Source organism: Streptomyces sp. LZ34 (genome assembly GCF_053890475.1).
On record NZ_CM132680.1, the window covers coordinates 953,172 to 972,889 of the forward strand.

The 19,718-nt window shown below is 72.6% G+C and carries 1 protein-coding gene; it reads left to right on the plus strand.

Going from position 1 to position 19,718, the window contains the following annotated elements; all coding sequences use genetic code 11:
- Nucleotides 1–285: 285 nt before the first annotated feature.
- Nucleotides 286–19,647 carry a type I polyketide synthase gene (locus ACWY4P_RS03070; protein WP_456208534.1) on the plus strand — a complete coding sequence of 6,454 codons (19,362 nt, stop codon included), beginning with the start codon at nt 286–288 and terminating at the stop codon, nt 19,645–19,647.
- The last annotated feature ends 71 nt before the right edge of the window (nt 19,648–19,718 follow it).

Below are 19,718 nucleotides of genomic sequence, written 5' to 3' on the forward strand. Positions count from 1 at the left end.
TCGCCGCGCACGCCGACGTACCGCACATCGAGGCGTACTGGGTGGCCGACCCGGACCCCGATGACCCGGTCGGCATCCGCGATGGACTCGACCGTCCCCTGAGGCACTGTCAAGTCGGATGCCACCGCCGCTCTGCCGCTTTGCTCTACAAAGCCATCAGCTCTGCCGCAGAGCCACCATCGGACCGAGTTTCCGGCCCGGTGCGTCCGCTTGTCTTCAGTTCTGACTGCTGCCTCTTCCGATTTGGAGACGGTTCGGTTGCCCAAAGCTCAGAATGAGTGCGCAGTGGCCGGTCATCCGTGGATCCTCTCCGGGCACACCGGAACCGCGCTGCGAGCCCAGGCGCGCCGGCTCCACGACCACGTCGCCGACCACCCTCGGCTCCGTCCGGAAGACATCGGCCACACGCTGGCGAGCAGCGGCCCGGCGCTCACACATCGCGCGGTGGTGATCGCGGCGGACCGGGAAGGGTATCTCCAGGGGCTCGACGCGGTGGCCCGGGGCGAGGACGCCCCTGGTGTCGTACGGGGCACGGCCGCCGCGGCGGGCGACGGGATCGTGTTCGTCTTCCCCGGCCAGGGCACCCAGTGGCCCGGCATGGCCGTGGACCTGCTGACGGCGTCCCCCGTGTTCCGTCGGGCCATCGACGCCTGCGCCGAGGCGTTCGAGCCGTACGTCGCCTGGTCACCGGAGGCGGTGCTGCGGGGCGCGGCGGGCGCGCCGCTCCTGGAGCGGACCGATGTGGTGCAGCCGACGCTGTTCGCCGTCATGGTGGGGCTGGCCGAACTGTGGCGAGCTCACGGGGTGAGCCCGACGACGGTCGTGGGGCACTGCATCGGGGAGATCGCGGCGGCCTGTGTCTCCGGCGCCCTGTCGCTGTCCGACGCGGCACGCGTGGTGATCGAGAGCGGCCGGGCCCAGGCGACGCTCTCCGGGTCGGGTGCGCTGATCGCGGTCGCGCGGTCCGAGGCGCAGCTGCTTCCGTTGCTGCGGCGACGGTGGCCGGGCAGGCTGACGATCGCCGCGGTCAACGGCCCCATGGCGACGGTCGTCTCCGGCGATCGGCAAGCCGCCGAGGAGCTGTTGGCGGAGCTCACTCGTGCCGGTGTCCGGGCCCGTGAGGTGGCCATCGATGTCGCCACGCACTCGCCGTCCATGGCCGCCCTCAGGGACGACCTGCTCGACTCGCTGTCATCGGTCACCGCGGGTGCGTCGCGGGTGCCGTTCCACTCCTCGGCCGACGGAGGCCCGCTGGAGACCCAGGGGCTCGACGCGGCTTACTGGCACCGGACCCTCGCCGACACGGTCCGCTTCGAAAGCGTCGTCACGGGGCTGCTGCGGCAGGGCACGCGCTGCTTCGTGGAGCTGAGCCCGCACCCGATGCTGACCATGTGTGTGCAGGCCACCGCCGAGGAGGTGGTCAGCGGCGAGCCTGTCGTCATCGTGCCGACGCTGCATCGCCGGCACGCCGCCATCGCGTCCTTTCGAACCGCGCTGGCCGAGCTGTACGTACGGGGCGCACTGGGTGATCACCACACGGCGTTCTCCGTGCCGGGCGGCCGCCGGATCAAACTGCCCATCGGGCCGCCCGCGGACACGTCCGTGGAGCTCGCCGACGCCCCGGACCTGGCGGAAGCCCGCCGGTCCCCCTTGGCGGAGCGGCTTGCCCGGCTCTCCCCCGCGGAACGGAAGCGGCGGCTGCGCGAGCTGGTGAGCATCGAGGCGGCCAAGGTCCTCGGGGATGTCGCCGAGGCAGACGCACCCGGCCACGGCATCCCGGAGCAGGAGCGCTTCGTCGCCTCGGGCTTCGACTCCGCGGCCGCGGTCGCGCTGCGCAATCGCCTGAACGACGCCGCAGGACTGCTGCTGCCCTTCACCGTGGCCTTCGACCATCCGACGCCCGCCGCCGTCGCCGACCATCTGCACTCCCTTCTCTTCGGTCACCAGGGCGGCGAGGGGCCGGGCGCCGAGGGCCACCCCGGCCCCGCGGCGGCGACCCGTCCAGCCACGGCCGGCGACGAGCCGATCGCCGTCATCGGCATGGCGGGCCGCTTCCCCGGCGGCGCGCGTACCCCGGAGGAGCTGTGGGAACTGGTCGCCACCGGCGCCGACGCCCTCTCCCCCTTCCCGGAAGGCCGAGGCTGGGATCCGCGGCAGCTCTACGACCCGGACCCCGCCCGGCCCGGCACGTACTACCAGCGCGAAGCGGGTTTCCTCCACGATGCCGACACGTTCGATGCCGAGTTCTTCGGCATCGCGCCACGCGAGGCCATGGCCATGGATCCCCAGCAGCGGCTGCTCCTCGAGACCTCGTGGGAGGCGCTCGAACGGGCGCAGATCGACCCGACCACGCTGCGCGGCAGCCGCACCGGGGTGTTCGTCGGGGTGGCCCCGCTCGACTACAGCCCCCGTATGCACCAGGCGCCGCCGGAGCTGGAGGGCCACCTGCTGACCGGCAACATCGGCGCCGCCGCCTCGGGGCGGATCTCCTACGTCCTCGGTCTGGAAGGGCCGGCGGTGTCCGTGGACACGGCGTGCTCCTCGTCCCTGGTCGCCCTGCATCTGGCGAGCCAGGCGCTGCGAGCCGGGGAGTGCTCGCTGGCCCTGGCCGGCGGGGCGACGGTCCTCTCGACTCCCGGCATGTTCATCGAGTTCTCCCGGCAGCGCGGCCTGGCTCCGGACGGCCGCTGCAAGGCGTACGCGGCCGCCGCGGACGGCACCGGCTGGTCCGAGGGCGTGGGCATGCTGCTCGTCGAGCGCCTGTCCGACGCGCGACGGCTCGGGCATCGGGTGCTGGCGGTGGTACGGGGCTCCGCCGTCAACCAGGACGGGGCGAGCAACGGCTTCACGGCGCCCAGCGGTCCGTCACAGCAACAGGTCATCCGGGCGGCCCTGGCCAACGCCGGGCTGTCGGCTCCGGAGGTCGACGCGGTGGAGGGGCACGGGACCGGCACCCGGTTGGGCGATCCGATCGAGGCGCAGGCGCTGCTGGCCGCCTACGGGCAGGGGCGGCGGGCCGACCGGCCACTGTGGCTGGGGTCGGTCAAGTCGAACATCGGACACACCCAGTGGGCCGCGGGCGTCATCGGGGTCATCAAAATGGTGCTCGCGCTCCAGCGCGGTGTGCTGCCGCGCACTCTGCATGTGGACAAGCCCTCGAATTACGTGGATTGGTCGGCGGGGGCGGTGCGGCTGTTGACGGAGCCGGTGCCCTGGCCGGAGAACGGCCACCCGCGCCGAGCGGGCGTGTCGTCCTTCGGTGTGAGTGGGACGAACGCTCATGTCATCCTCGAGCAGGCGCCCCCGGCAACGCCGCCGACCACGCAGGCCCCCGAGAGGGATCCCATCGCGGCGGAGCCCGTCCTGCCCTGGGTGCTCTCGGCAAAGACACCACAAGCACTACGCGACCAAGCCCGCCGCCTGCACACACACCTCACCACCCGACCACAACTCGACCCCGCCGACATCGGCCACACCCTCGCCACCGGCCGCGCCACCTTCAACCACCGCGCCGTCATCATCGGCTCCCACCGCGAACAACTCCTCCACAGCCTCGACGCCCTCGCCACCGGCCAACCCCACCCCACACTCCACCAAACAACCAACCCCACCACCACCCCCGGCCGCACCGTCTTCGTCTTCCCCGGACAAGGCGGCCAATGGGCCGGCATGGGACTACGACTACTCCACACCTCACCCATCTTCACCCAGCAGATGGCTGCCTGCGAACAGGCCCTCGCCCCCTATGTCGACTGGTCACTGACGGAAGTGCTGCGCCGCGGCGAGAACGACGCGATGTGGCAACGCGCCGACATCATCCAGCCCGCCCTCTTCTCGATCATGGTGTCCCTGGCCGCACTATGGCGCTCCTACGGCATCGAACCGGACGCCGTACTCGGCCACTCCCAAGGCGAAATCGCCGCCGCCCACATCTGCGGCGCCCTCACACTCCAAGACGCAGCCAAAATCATCGCCCTGCGCAGCCAAGCCCTCCACACCGTCCAAGACGCCGGAGCCATGGCCTCCGTCCCCCAACCCCCAGACCACGTCGCCGAACTCCTCCACACCCACTGGCCCAACCGACTATGGGTAGCCGCCACCAACGCCCCCACAACAACCGTCATCTCAGGCAACACCGACGCACTCCAAGAAGCACTCGACCACTACCACACCCACAACGTACGAGCCAAACGCATCCCCGTCGACTACGCCTCCCACTGCCCCCACATGGACGCCGTGGCCGAGCGGCTGGCGGACCTGCTGCACGGCATCGTCCCGCGCTCCGCCACCATCCCCTTCTACTCCACCGTCGACAACCGATGGGCCGACCCCACCGAACTCGACGCCGACTACTGGTACCGCAACCTCCGCAGCCCAGTACAGTTCGCCAACGCCATCCACACCCTCACCGAAACCGGCCACCACACCTACATCGAAGTCAGCCCACACCCCACACTCACCCCCGCCATCACAACCACCACCGAAACCCCCGAAACCACCAAAGCCACCGACCACACCACCACCGTCATCCCCTCACTCCACCGCGACCACGACGACACCCACCACATCCTCACCAACCTCGCCCACGCACACACCCACGGCCACACCATCAACTGGCAACACCACTACCAAACAACCCTCCACCCCACCCCACACCACATCGACCTCCCCACCTACCCCTTCCAACACCACCACTACTGGCTCCACGACTCGGCCCCTGCCGGTGACCTCGCCGCGGCCGGGCTCACGCGGGCCGATCACCCTCTGCTCACCGCAGCCTTGGAGCTGGCCGACGAGGACGGCTACCGGCTCACCGGTCGGCTCTCCCTGGCCACTCACCCCTGGCTCGCCGACCACACCGTCGGCGGCGGCGTCCTGCTGCCCGGTACCGCCTTTCTCGAACTCGCCCTCCACGCCGGCCGCCACACCGGGCACCCGCACGTCGAGGAGCTCACGCTCCACACCCCTCTCGTCCTCCCCTCTGGCGGTGGCACGACCACGCTGCAGATCGCCGTCGGCGCGCCGGACGAAACCGGACGCAGGGCCATCGCCGTCTACTCCCGCACGGACGCCACCTGGACCCGGCACGCCACGGGCAGCCTCACCCGTACCCAGATCACGGAGCAACCGCCCGCGACCCGCTGGCCCCCGCCCGGCGCCGAGCCCATCGACCTCAACGACCTCTACCCACGGCTGGCGGACGTCGGCTTCGACTACGGGCCGCTCTTCCGGGGACTTGGCGCCGCCTGGCGGCACGGTGACACCATCCTCGGTGAACTGCACCTGCCACCCGACAGCGCGCACGACGCCGGGAGGTACGGCCTCCATCCCGCCCTGCTCGACGCCGCGCTCCACGCCACCGCGCTCACCTCGACCGGCGGCGTGCTCCAGTCGGCCCTTCCCTTCGCGTTCTCCGGCGTCACGCTCCACACCACCGGGGTCACGGCCGCCCGCGTACGGCTGTCCCCGGCGCGGGCGGCCCAGGATCCCGATGCCGTATCGCTGGACATCACTGACCGTTCCGGCCGGCCTGTGGCCCACCTCGCATCGCTCACGCTGCGCCCGGTGTCCATGGACGAGCTGCGGGCCGCCGGTGGGGCGGGCCCGGAGGACTCGCTGTTCGGGATCGAGTGGGAGACGCTTCGGCAGCCCACGGCGCCGGTGGGCCCGTTGGGTTGCGCGGTGCTGGGCACGGCCCCCTTTGAGCCGGCTGCGGCAACCGAGGCCACCGCGGCGTACCGGGACTTCGACGCGCTGGCGGCGGCCTTGGACGCGGGCGAGCGGCTGCCCGATGTGGTGCTGCTGGCCGCGGGTGCCGCGCGGAACGCTGCGGGAGGTGGCGCGGAAGGCGCCGTCCCGGACGACAGCACGCCGCCGGACGGCACGGCCCTGCCGGAGGCGGTGCGCGTGTCCACCGGCCGAGTGCTGGGCGTGCTCCAGCGCTGGCTCGCGGATGAGCGATGCACGGCCGCCAGGCTGGTCGTCGTGACGCGCGGGGCCGCCGCCGCGGCCGCGGAGGAGGACATCCCGGATCTGGCGGGTGCGGCGGTGTGGGGACTGGTGCGGTCCGCCCAGTCCGAACACCCCGGCCGCCTCGGCCTCGTGGACTACGACGGTCACGAGGACTCGCGCGCCGTGTTCACCGCCGCCCTGGGCACGGGCGAGCCGCAGCTCGCGCTGCGGGCGGGTGAGATGCGGGCGGCACGGCTGGTGCACGCCGATGCCGGCGGTGGGGAGCGGCCCGGGAGGGACGGGCCCGGCACGGTCTCGCCGACGGCTGCGACGGCGCCCCTGGGCGAGGGACGAGTCCGTGTCGGCGTACGTGCCGCGGGTCTCGGCTTGCGTGACGTACCTCCCGCACTCGACCCGGCACAGCCAGGGCGGCGTTCGCCCGAGCCGGGCCGCGAGGGCGCGGGTGTGGTCCTGGAGGTCGGCCCCGGGGTGGCGGACCTGGCCGTCGGTGACCGGGTGCTGGGCGTGTTCCCCGAAGCCTTCGCGCCGATCGCCGTCGCCGAGCGGGACTGCCTGGCCCGCATCCCCGATGGCTGGACCTTCGCCGAGGCGGCGTCGATCCCCGTCGCCTTCACCACCGCCTACTACGGTCTCGTGGACCTGGCCGGCCTGCGCGCGGGCGAGTCGGTACTGGTGCGTGCCGACGCCGATGGAGTGGGCATGGCCGCGGTGCAGTTGGCCCGTCGCCTGGGAGCAGAGGTCTGTGCCACCGCCGAGGAGCACGGCATCGATGTCGTCGTCGACTGCCTCGCCCGGGAGCGCGCCGACGCCGCGGAGTCGGCCGAGGCGTCCTTACGCCTGTGCGCCCCGCTCGGCCGGTTCCTGAAAGTGGGCGATGCCCGCGGCATCCGGCCGGTCACGGAGGAAGACTCCGGAGTCCGCTACCAGATCTGCGACCTTGCCGAGGCCGAAGGCCGCCGCGTCAAGGAGATCCTCCATACCGTCCTGGATCTCTTCGAGCAAGGTGTCCTGGCGCCGCTGCCGGTGGCCGCGTGGGACATCCGCCGGCACCCGGACGCCGTCCACCAGCTCCAGGACGGCGCGCACATCGGTAAGAACGTCCTCGTCCTCCCCACACCGCCCCACCCCGACGGCACCACTCTGATCACCGGCGGCACCGGCACGCTCGCCTCCGCCCTCGCCCACCACCTGGTCACCCACCACGGCGTACGGCACCTGCTCCTCGTCAGTCGGCGCGGACCCGATGCCTCCGGCGCCGACCGGCTGCACGCCTCGCTCACCGAGCTGGGCGCCCAGGTCACCATCGCCGCCTGCGATGTCAGCGACCGCACCGCCCTGGCCGGCCTCCTTCGCTCCATCCCCGACTCCCGCCCCCTCACCGCCGTCATCCATACCGCCGGCGTCCTCGACGACGCGACCATCACCTCCCTCACGCCCCACCAGCTCGACACCGTCCTCACCCCCAAAGTCGACGCCGCCCTCCATCTGCACGAACTCACCCGCCATGAGGACCTGTCGGCATTCGTCCTGTTCTCCTCCGTCGCCGCCGCCGTCGGCGCCCCGGGCCAGGCCAACTACGCCGCCGCCAACGCCTTCCTCGACGCCCTGGCACACCACCGCCGCGCCCAGGGTCTGCCCGCGCTCTCCCTCGGCTGGGGGCTATGGGCGGAGACCAGCGGTATCACCGGTCACCTCACCACCGGGGATCGCCACCGCTTCCACCGGACCGGCCTCACTCCCCTCACCACGGCCACGGCGCTGGCCCTCTACGACGCCGTCCACACCACCCATCACCCCGCCCTCATCCCCACCCGTCTCAACCGCGCCGCCCTGCCCCCGTCGCCTCTCTTCGAGCGGCTCGCCCGCGCCGGCGGCCATGCACCCGCCGTCGGCGTCGCGTTCCGCGACAGCCTCACCCAGCAGGCCCCCGAGCAACGGCGCCAGGCCCTGCTCACCCTCGTCCAAAGCCACATCGCCGGCGTCCTGGGCCATGCCGACCCGGACACGATCCACCCCGAGCGCTCCTTCCGCGACCTCGGCTTCGACTCCCTCACCGGCGTCGAACTCCGCAACCACCTGAACGAAGCGACCGGCCTGCGCCTCCCCTCCACCCTGGTCTTCAACCACCCCACCCCGGCCGCCCTGGCCGACCACCTTCAAGCCCGACTCCAGAAAGACAGCGAGGAATCCACCGCCGCGCCAACCGCTCGCACCGCAGCCACCACAGCCACCACAGCCACCACCGGCGACGAGCCCATCGCCATCATCGGCATGGCCTGTCGCTATCCCGGAGAGGTCCGGACCCCGCAGGACCTCTGGCAACTCGTCGCCAGCCGAGCCGATGTCATCGGCGATTTCCCGACGGACCGCGGGTGGGATCTCGAAACGCTGTACAGCCCCGATCACGAGCAGCCCGGCAGCAGCTACACCCGGAACGGTGGCTTCCTCTACGACGCGGGGCAGTTCGACGCCTCGTTCTTCGACATCAGCCCGCGCGAAGCACTCGCGATGGACCCCCAGCAACGCCTGCTTCTGGAAATCGCCTGGGAGTCCTTCGAAAGGGCGGGCATCGACCCCGCACTGCTACGGGGCAGCCAAACCGGAGTTTTCGCGGGAGTCATGTACCACGACTACGGCCCGCACACCCGCGTGGCCCCGGAGGAGGTGGAGGGATATCTGCTGACCGGCACCTCGGGCAGCGTCGTCTCGGGCAGGGTGGCCTACACCTTCGGCTTCGAAGGCCCCGCCGTGACAGTCGACACGGCGTGCTCCTCGTCCCTGGTCGCCCTGCATCTGGCGAGCCAGGCGCTGCGGGCCGGGGAGTGCTCGCTGGCCCTGGCCGGCGGGGTGACCGTGATGTCCACGCCGGGAACCTTCGTGGAGTTCTCCCGGCAGCGGGGGCTGGCGGTGGACGGGCGCTGCAAGTCGTACGGGGCCGGGGCGGACGGCACCGGCTGGGCCGAGGGCGCGGGGATCCTGCTGCTGGAGCGGCTGTCGGACGCGCGACGGCTCGGGCACCCCGTCCTAGCCGTGGTAGGGGGCTCCGCGGTCAACCAGGACGGAGCCAGCAACGGGCTCACCGCGCCCAACGGCCCCTCACAGGAACGCGTCATCCGCCAGGCACTCGCCAACGCCGGCCTCTCCCCCTCCGACGTCGACGCCGTCGAGGGGCACGGGACCGGTACACCACTCGGCGACCCCATCGAGGTAGAGGCGCTCCTGGCGACCTACGGCCAGGAGCGCGCGGACGACCGGCCGCTGTGGCTCGGCTCGCTCAAGTCCAATATCGGACACGCCCAGGCAGCGGCCGGCGTGGGCGGGGTCATCAAGATGGTCACGGCCCTTCAGTACGAGACTCTCCCCGCCACGCTCCACGCGCACCCGCCGTCTTCGCAAGTCGACTGGTCGGGCGGTACGATCCGGCTGCTCACCGAGCCCGTGCCCTGGCCACCTGAGGGGCGCCCACGGCGGGCGGGCGTCTCCTCCTTCGGCATCAGCGGGACGAACGCTCATGTCATCCTCGAGCAGGCGCCACCGGCAACGCCATCGTCCACGCAGGCCCCCGAGAGGGATCCCGCCGCGGCGGGGTCCGTCCTGCCCTGGGCGCTCTCGGCAAAGACACCACAAGCACTACGCGACCAAGCCCGCCGCCTGCACACACACCTCACCACCCGACCACAACTCGACCCCGCCGACATCGGCCACACCCTCGCCACCGGCCGCGCCACCTTCAACCACCGCGCCGTCATCATCGGCTCCCACCGCGAACAACTCCTCCACAGCCTCGACGCCCTCGCCACCGGCCAACCCCACCCCACACTCCACCAAACAACCAACCCCACCACCACCCCCGGCCGCACCGTCTTCGTCTTCCCCGGACAAGGCGGCCAATGGGCCGGCATGGGACTACGACTACTCCACACCTCACCCGCCTTCACCCAACAGATAACCGCCTGCGAACAAGCCCTCGCCCCCTACGTCGACTGGTCACTCACCGACATCCTCCACCGACCCGCCGACGACCCCGTATGGCAACACGCCGACGTCATCCAGCCCGTTCTGTTCTCCATCATGGTGTCCCTGGCCGCACTATGGCGCTCCTACGGCATCGAACCGGACGCCGTCCTCGGCCACTCCCAAGGCGAAATCGCCGCCGCCCACATCTGCGGCGCCCTCACACTCCAAGACGCAGCCAAAATCATCGCCCTGCGCAGCCAAGCCCTCCACACCGTCCAAGGCGCCGGAGCCATGGCCTCCGTCCCCCAACCCCCAGACCACGTCGCCGAACTCCTCCACACCCACTGGCCCAACCGACTATGGGTAGCCGCCACCAACGCCCCCACAACAACCGTCATCTCAGGCGACACCGACGCACTCCAAGAAGCACTCGACCACTACCACACCCACAACGTACGAGCCAAACGCATCCCCGTCGACTACGCCTCCCACTGCCCCCACATCGACACGGTCAAAGACTCCCTCCTGACCCTCCTCGACGACATCCACCCCCAACCCGCCACCATCCCCTTCTACTCCACCGTCGACAACCGATGGGCCGACCCCACCGAACTCGACGCCGACTACTGGTACCGCAACCTCCGCAGCCCAGTACAGTTCGCCAACGCCATCCACACCCTCACCGAAACCGGCCACCACACCTACATCGAAGTCAGCCCACACCCCACACTCACCCCCGCCATCACAACCACCACCGAAACCCCCGAAACCACCAAAGCCACCGACCACACCACCACCGTCATCCCCTCACTCCACCGCGACCACGACGACACCCACCACATCCTCACCAACCTCGCCCACGCACACACCCACGGCCACACCATCAACTGGCAACACCACTACCAAACAACCCACCACCCCACCCCACACCACATCGACCTCCCCACCTACCCCTTCCAACACCACCACTACTGGCTCCACAACCCCACCGAGGACATGGAGCCACAGTCCGCCGGGGGCAAGGAGGCGGGTTCGGATCTCGCCGCGGCCCGCTTCTGGGAGGCCGTCGAAGGCGAGGACGCGAACGCCGTCGCCGCGCTCCTCGACGTCGAGCCGGGTGCCTCGCTGGACGCGCTGCTGCCGGCTCTGTCCGCCTGGCACGGTCGGCGCCGGGACCAGGCCATCACCGACACCTGGTGCTACCGCGACATCTGGAAGCCGGTCAGTCTGGCCGGCGCACGGCCCCGGCCGTCCGGCCGATGGCTTGTCGCGATCTCCTCCGGGCGGGCCGACCACCCCCACGTCAGTGCCGTCCTGAACGCTCTGGAACGTCAGGGTCTGCCCACCACCACGCTCATCCTCGACACCACCCATACCGATCTCCCACTGCTGGAGCGGCACCTCGCACAGGCGATCGCGAGCGATGCCCCAGCCGTCAGCGGCGTGCTCTCGCTGCTCGCCCTCGACGAGAAACCGCATCCGGTTCACCCGGAGGTGCCCGTCGGCACCGCCCTCACCCTCAGGCTGATCCAGGCGCTCATCGCACGCGAGGACATCGCGCCACGTCTGTGGTGTGCCACCCACGAGGCCGTCGCCACCTCGCCCGCGGACATGCTCGATCACCCCCTCCAGGCGATGGTCTGGGGGCTGGGACGCACCGCCGCCCTCGAACACCCCGATCTCTGGGGCGGGCTCGTCGACCTTCCCACGGCCCTGACCGAGCAGGTCCTCGGCAGCCTCATCACGGCGCTGACCACCTGTCACGACGAAGACGAACTCGCGCTGCGCGCCACCGGCCCACGCACCCGGCGCCTGGCCCGGACGCCCTCCACGGCCACCGCCGCACCGGAGGACGCCCGGCTGTGGACGCCCCGCGGCACCGTCCTCATCACCGGCGGCACCGGAGCCCTCGGCTCCCGCGTCGCGCACCGGATCGCCGAACATCACCCCGACTGCCATCTGCTGCTGGTGAGTCGGCAAGGACCCGACGCCCCCGGCGCCACCGCGCTCCGTGACCGGCTCACCGAACTCGGCGCCACCGCGACCCTCGCCGCGTGTGACGTGGCCGACCCCGGTGCGCTCGCAGATCTCCTCACCGGTATCCCCTCGGACCGCCCCCTCTCCGCGGTCATCCACACCGCGGCCGTGCTGGACGACAGCACCCTCACCGCACAGACCCCGGACCACCTCGCCACCGCCCTGGGGCCCAAGTCCCACGCCGCACACCACCTGCACGCCCTCGCCCAGCACCACCCCCTCGACGCGTTCGTCCTCTTCTCCTCCGCCGCGGCGCCCTTCGGCGCCGCCGGCCAGGCCAACTACGCGGCCGCCAACGCCTACCTGGACGCCCTCGCCCAGCACCGCCGGGCCCGGGGGCTCACCGCCACCTCCATCGCCTGGGGCAACTGGGACGGCGACGGGCTCGCGAACACACAGCCCGCGCAGACATACCTTCGCAACCGCGGCTTTCCTCCCATGCCGCCACACCTGGCACTGGCCGCCCTGGAGCGGGCCGTCGTCTCGCCCTACGCCCAGCTCGTCGTCGCCGATGTCGACTGGAAGAAGCTCAAGCCGGCGCCGCACACCCGCGACATCCCGGGGAGCCGCCGCCCGGCACCGGCCGCCGCCGACGGCGGAGACGAGACGGCCGACGCCTCCGCGAGCCTTCGCGCCCGCCTGGCGGGCCAGACCCCGGCCGAGCGGCACCAAACGCTCCTCGACCTCATCAGCTCCCACACGGCCGCCGTCCTCGGGCACTCCACGGCCCAGGCGATCGAGACGGACCGGGCCTTCCGCGACCTGGGATTCACATCGGTTACGGCCATCGAGTTCCGCAACCGCCTCACGGTGGCCACCGGGCTGCGCCTGCCGACCACCCTCGCCTTCGACCATCCGAGGCCGGACAGGCTCGCGGCGGACCTGCTGACGCGGTTGGCGCCGACGGGCCCGGACGGTGCCGGGGGGACGGCCGGCGCAACGGGCGCCACGGCCGTGAGCGGCCGCTCGTCCGGTGCGGCACACGGTGCGCCGGACCCCGCCGAACCCATCGCCATCGTCGGCTGGGCCTGCCGCTATCCCGGCGGGATCGGCTCCCCCGAGGACCTGTGGGAGTTCGTCACCGCGCACCGGGACGCCGTCGGAGACTTCCCGACCGACCGGGGCTGGGACCTGACGAGACTCTTCGACCCCGATCCGGACCGGCCGGGCACCTCGTACAGCCGACAGGGCGCCTTCCTGAATGACGCGGGCGACTTCGACCCGGAGTTCTTCGGGATCAGCCCGCGGGAGGCGGCTGCGACGGATCCCCAGCAGCGGCTGCTCCTGGAGACGTCCTGGGAGGCCATCGAACGAGCCGGGATCAACCCCCGCGATCTCCAAGGCAGCCCGACGGGCGTCTTCACCGGCAGCAACGCCCAGGACTTCACCGCGCATCTGCGGCAGGCGCCCGCGGAGCTGTCAGAGCTGTGGGAGGGCTACGCGCTGACGGGCAGCACCAACAGCGTGGCCTCGGGGCGCGTCTCGTACGCGCTCGGCCTGGAAGGCCCGGCGGTCAGCATCGACACCGCCTGCTCGTCCTCCCTCGTGGCGCTCCATCTGGCCTGCCAGTCGCTCCGGGCCGGCGAATGCTCGCTGGCCCTGGCGGGCGGCGTCACGGTCATGATGACCCCGTTCAACTTCGTGGAGTTCTCCCGTCAGCGGGGCCTGGCGGCGGACGGCAGGTGCAAGGCGTTCTCCGCCACGGCCGATGGCACCGGCTGGGGCGAGGGCGTGGGCGTGGTCGTGGTGGAGCGGCTGTCGGACGCGCGGCGCAACGGCCATCGTGTGCTGGCCCTCGTGCGCGGCAGCGCCATCAACCAGGACGGTGCCAGCAATGGACTGACGGCCCCGAACGGCCCCTCGCAGCAGCGGGTCATCCGGGCCGCCCTGGCCGCCGCGGGGGTCGCCGCGGCCGAGGTGGACGCGGTCGAGGCGCACGGCACGGGTACGACGCTCGGCGATCCGATCGAGGCCCAGGCCCTGCTCGCCACATACGGGCAGGGGCGGCCGGCCGACCGGGCGCTGTGGCTCGGTACGGTCAAGTCCAACATCGGGCACACCCAGTCGGCCGCCGGCATCGCCGGGGTCATCAAGATGGTGCTGGCGCTGCGGCACGGGGTGTTGCCGCGTACCTTGCATGTGTCCGGGTCCTCGCCGCATGTGGACTGGTCCTCGGGTGCGGTACGGCTGCTGACCGAGGACCAGCCGTGGCCGGACACCGGGCGCCCCCGGCGGGCGGGGGTGTCGTCCTTCGGCGTGAGCGGCACCAATGCCCATGTGATCCTGGAACAGGCGCCGCGGTCGGAGACCCCCGCGGAAGCCACCGCGGCGCCGGAGCCGGACGCGTCCCCGATCCCCTGGCCCATCTCCGCCAGGTCCGAGGACGCCCTGCGGGCCCAGGCCCGGAAGTTGCGGGCGTATGTGGCCGAGCACCCGGATGCCGACCCCGCCGACGTGGGGTACTCCCTCGCCGCCGGACGGGCGGTGTTCGAACACCGGGCCGTGCTCCTCGGCACCGGCCACGACGACTTCCGGCGCGCCCTGGACGGCCTGGCGGCGGGCGCGCCCGATGGCGCGGTCATCCAGGGCGCGGCGGTGGGGCGGCAGGGCAAGGTCGCCTTCGTGTGCTCGGGACAGGGCACCCAGCGCCCCCGCATGGGCCACGTGCTCTACCGCTCATCCGCGGCATTCGCCAGGGCGCTCGACGAGGTGTGCGCCCATCTGGACCCACATCTGGAGCGCCCCCTGATGGAGGTGATGTTCGCCGACGAGAAGAGCGAGGCGTCGGCGCTGCTGCACCGGACCGGCTACGCCCAGCCGGCCCTCTTCGCCCTCCAGACCGCGCTGCACCACATGGTCACCGAGGAGTTCGGGCTCACCCCCGACTACCTGGCCGGCCACTCCCTGGGCGAGCTGACCGCCGCCCATCTGGCGGGCATCCTCAGCCTGCCCGACGCCGCGGCGCTGGTGGCGGCTCGCGCCCGCGCCATGCGGGACCTTCCGGCCGCCGGAGCCATGGTCGCCGTCGAGGCCACCAAAGCGGAGCTGCGGCCCCGGCTCGCCGAGCTGGCCGACCGGGTCGGCATCGCCGCGGTCAACGCCCCCGCCTCCCTGGTCATCACCGGCGACCACGACGCCGTGCACCAGGTCGCCGACGGCTTCCGCACGCAGGGCAGGAAGGTCACTCCCCTCCAGGTCAGCGGCGCCTTCCACTCCCCCCACATGGAACCGCTGCTCGGCGCGATCCGGCGCACCGCCGAGACCCTCACCTACCACCGGCCGCACACTCCCCTCGTCACCGCGTCGGCGGACAGCGGCGACGACACGCCCGCGCCGCGGGCCGACGTCGACTCGCGCACGGCGCCCGCGCCGGACGAGGACCCGTGCACCGCCGCGTTCTGGCCGCTCCAGGCCCGGCGCACCGTCCACTACGGGCGGGCCGTGGAGCGGCTTCACGCCCGTGGCGTGACCACGTTCCTCGAACTCGGCCCCGACGCCACTCTCACCGCCCTCGTCCACCACAACCTCGCCGCGCACGATCCTGTGGCCGTCTCCCTGCTCCATCCGGAGCGGTGCGAGACGCGCAGCGTCCTCACCGCGCTCGCCGCGGTCCACGCCCACAGCCGCCCGGTCGCCTGGCAGCGCCACTACGCCGCACGGCCGCAGCCGACACCACGCCAGATCGACGTGCCCACCTATGCCTTCCGGCACCGGCGCTACTGGCTGCCGGCCCCGGCGGCGGTCGGCGATGTGACGGCCGCGGGGCTCGACGCGGCGGAGCACCCGCTGATCGGCGCCGCCGTGGCGCTCGCGGAGGGCGACGGCTGTCTGTTGACCGGCAGGCTGTCGCCGCGTACGCACCCCTGGCTGGCCGGCCATGTCATCGCCGGCACCGTTCTGCTGCCGGGCACCGCCTTCGTGGAACTGGCGCTGCGGGCCGGGGCACACGTGGGCTGCGATCGTGTGGCGGAGCTGACCCTGCACACACCGCTCCCCCTGCCCGCCGACGGTGAGGTGGTGCTACAGGTGGCGGTGGGGGCCGCCGACGAGTCCGGCCGCCGTGCGCTGAGCATCCACGCCCGGCCGGCGGACGGCGCCCGGAGCGAGCGGAGCGACGGGAGCTCCGCCGTGCGCGGTGCGTGGACACGGCACGCCGAAGGCACGCTGGCGGCGGTCCGCGATGTCGGGCCAGAAGAAGGCGCCGGTCGCGGTGGCCACGCCTTGGGGGGCGACGAGCCGTTCGGGTCGTGGGCCGCGGCCTGGCCGCCGGCGGGCGCGGAGCCCTTGGACATGACCGGGGTCTACGACCGGTTCGCCGAGGCGGACTTCGGGTACGGGGCAGCCTTCCAGGGGCTGGAGGCGGCATGGCGACACGGTGAGGAGACGCTGGCGGAGGTCCGCCTGCCCGACCAACTGGTCGGCGACGCCCCCCGCTTCGGACTGCACCCCGCACTGCTCGACGCGGCGCTACAGGCCATGTGGCTGGTGGAGCCCGACGGCACGCGGCCGCCGGACGGCCTGGGGGGCCCGGATCGGGGCCTGCCGTTCGCCTGGCGGGGGGTCTCCCTGCGTACGACGGGCCCGTCGGCCCTGCGGGTGCGCCTGCGACGGCTGGGACCGGACACCGTGACCGTCGCCCTGTCCGACGCGACCGGTCGGCCGGTCGCATCGGTGGACTCGCTGACGCTGCGTCCGGTGCCGCGGGACACCTTGCGCAGGGCCGAGGCGGCCGTGCGCACCGCGTTGTTCGGCCTGGACTGGACGGATGTGCCGCTGCCGGCACCGCTCCCGGCCCCACCCCGGTGTGCGCTGATCGGACCGGACGCCCTCGGCCTGGCACCCGCGTTCGAGGCCGCGGCGACCGGGTGCGAGCGCGCGGCGGACGGCGTGGGCCGCTACGCGGACCTGGAGGACCTGGTGCGCTCCGTGGCGGCGGGCGCTCCCGTCCCGGACATCGTCATCGCCGCCTGTCAGGAAACCCCTGGAGCCGGCGGCGCGAGCGAACAGCCGGAGCCCGAGACGGTGCGCACAAGGGCCCGGCAGGTGCTGGAGCTGCTCCAGCGGTGGCTCGGCGAGGAGCGGCCGGCCGACGCACACCTGGTGCTGATCACCTCCGGCGCGGTCGCCACCTGGCCGGGCGAGACGGTGCGGGACCTGGCGGGGGCGGCGGTCTGGGGACTGGTGCGCTCCGGCCAGTCGGAGCATCCGGAGTGCTTCACCGTGGTGGACGTGGACGGCTCCCAGGAGTCCCGGGCAGCGCTGCTCGGCGCGATCGGCCTCGGGGAGCCGCAACTGGCGGTCCGCGGCGGCCGGGCGCTGGTCCCGCGCCTGGTACGCCAGGGTGACGGCGCCGACGACAGCGGTCTGGCCCTGCCGCAGGGGCCGGGAGGCTGGCGGTTGGAGTGCCCCGGCTCGGGCAGCCTGGACGGGTTGACCGCCATGGCGTCCCCGGCCGCGGCAGTGCCGCTCGGCCCATGCGAGGTACGCGTCGCGGTGCGGGCCGCGGGGCTGAACTTCCGCGATGTGCTGATCGCGCTGGGCGTGGTTCCCGGACGGACGGCGCTGGGCAGTGAGGGGGCGGGGATCGTCCTCGAGGTCGGGGCAGAGGTCCGCGACCTCGCGCCCGGGGACCGGGTGATGGGGACGTTCCCCGCGGCGTTCGGCCCGGTGGCCGTGGCCGAGCGGGCGACCCTGGCGCGGATCCCCGACGGCTGGTCGTTCGCCCAGGCCGCGTCGGTCCCCGTCGCCTTCGCCACCGCCTACCACGGCCTGGTCGATCTGGCGCGCCTGCGGCCGGGGGAATCGGTGCTGATCCATGCCGCGGCCGGCGGTGTGGGCATGGCCGCCGTACAACTGGCGCGCCACCTGGGGGCCGAGGTGTACGCCACCGCAAGTCCCGGCAAGTGGCACATCCTGCGCGCGCAGGGCATCGATGAAGACCATCTGGCGTCATCGCGCACGCTGGAGTTCGAGCAGCGCTTCGCGGCGACCCGTGGCGGGCAGGGGATCGACGTCGTCCTGGACTGCCTGGCCCACGAGTTCGTCGACGCCTCGCTGCGCCTGGTGGCCCGTGACGGCGGCCGGTTCCTGGAGATGGGCAAGAGCGACATCCGTGACCCACGGCGGGTGTCGCTGGACCATCCGGGCGTGCTCTACCGGGCGTACGACCTGATGGAGGCCGGGCCGGAGCGGGTCGGGCAGATCCTGCACACCGTGCTGGAACTGTTCGAGCGGGGTGTCCTGGCGCCCCTGCCGACGACCTGTTGGGACATCCGGCAGGCGGAGCACGCCTTCCGCCACCTCCAGCAGGGCCACCACATCGGAAAGAACGTGCTCACCCTCCCGGCCGGCTGGAACCCCGAGGGCACTGTGCTGATCACCGGCGGTACGGGCACCCTGGGAGCCGCCCTCGCCCGCCACCTGGCGGGCACCGGGCGCGCCCGCCATCTGCTGCTGGCCGGCCGGCGCGGCCCCGACGCCCCGGGCGCCGGGGAGCTGCGACGGGAACTGACCGAGCTGGGCGCGCGGGTGACCATCGCCGCCTGCGATCTCGGCGACCGCGCGGCGGCCGCCCGGCTCCTGGAGGCGATCCCCGCCGAGCGCCCGCTGACCGCCGTCATCCACGCGGCGGGGGTCGTCGACGATGCCACCCTCGGGTCCCTCACGCCCCGCCATCTCGACACCGCCCTGGCCGCCAAGGCCGATGCCGCCTGGCACCTGCACACCCTGTCCCGCCACGCCGACCTGGCCGCGTTCGTCCTCTTCTCCTCGGTGGCCGGCCTTCTCGGCTCGCCCGGGCAGGGCAACTACGCCGCGGCCAACGCCTTCTTGGACGCGCTCGCCCACCACCGACGCGGCTCGGGGCTTCCGGCGGTGTCGCTGGCGTGGGGGCTATGGGAGCAGACCAGCGGCATGACCGGGCACCTGGACCAGACCGACCGCGCCCGTCTGGCCCGGCTCGGCGTCACACCCCTCGCCACCGGGCAAGCGCTCGACCTCTTCGACGCCGCCCTCGGCCACCACCGCCCCGTCCTCATCCCCGCCCGCCTCGACCCGCCCGATCCGCGTCCCGGCTCGCCGACCGTGCCGCCCCTGTACCGGGGCCTGGCCGGATCCATGGCCCGGCGGGCGCGCCCCGCGCCCGCCACCGGGCCGTCCCCCCTGCGTGCCCGCCTCAACGGTCAGGACACAGCCGAGCAGCACGAGATCCTGCTCTCGCTGGTCCGCTCTCACGCCGCTCTCGTGCTGGGCCGCGACGATCCGGGCTCGGTCCATCCCGGCGCGCACTTCCGCGGCCTGGGCTTCGACTCCCTGACCGCGGTCGAGCTCCGCAACAGGCTCAACGCCGCCACCGGTCTCCGGCTCCCCGCCACCCTCGTCTTCGACCACCCCACCCCCGACGAACTCGCCACGTACGTCCGGGAGCAGGTGCTGTGCAACGGCGGCGCGGCGCGGGTGGCTCCGGTGCTGGCGGAGCTCGACAGGCTGGAAGCGGCTCTGTCGCAGGTGGACGGGGACCATGAGGTCCGGGCGAGGGTGACGACCCGGCTGCAGGCCCTCCTCCTGAAGTGGAACGAGTCCGACGCCCCGGCGGACAACGGTGACGGCGCGGGCAGGCTGGCCTCCGCCACGGCCGCCGAGGTGCTGGATTTCATCAGGAACGACCTCGGCCTCTCCTGAATGACGGGACGGCAAACGACGGGACGGCAGACGTGCGATGCCGACGGCCGGAGGTCAGGGGCCGGCGGCCA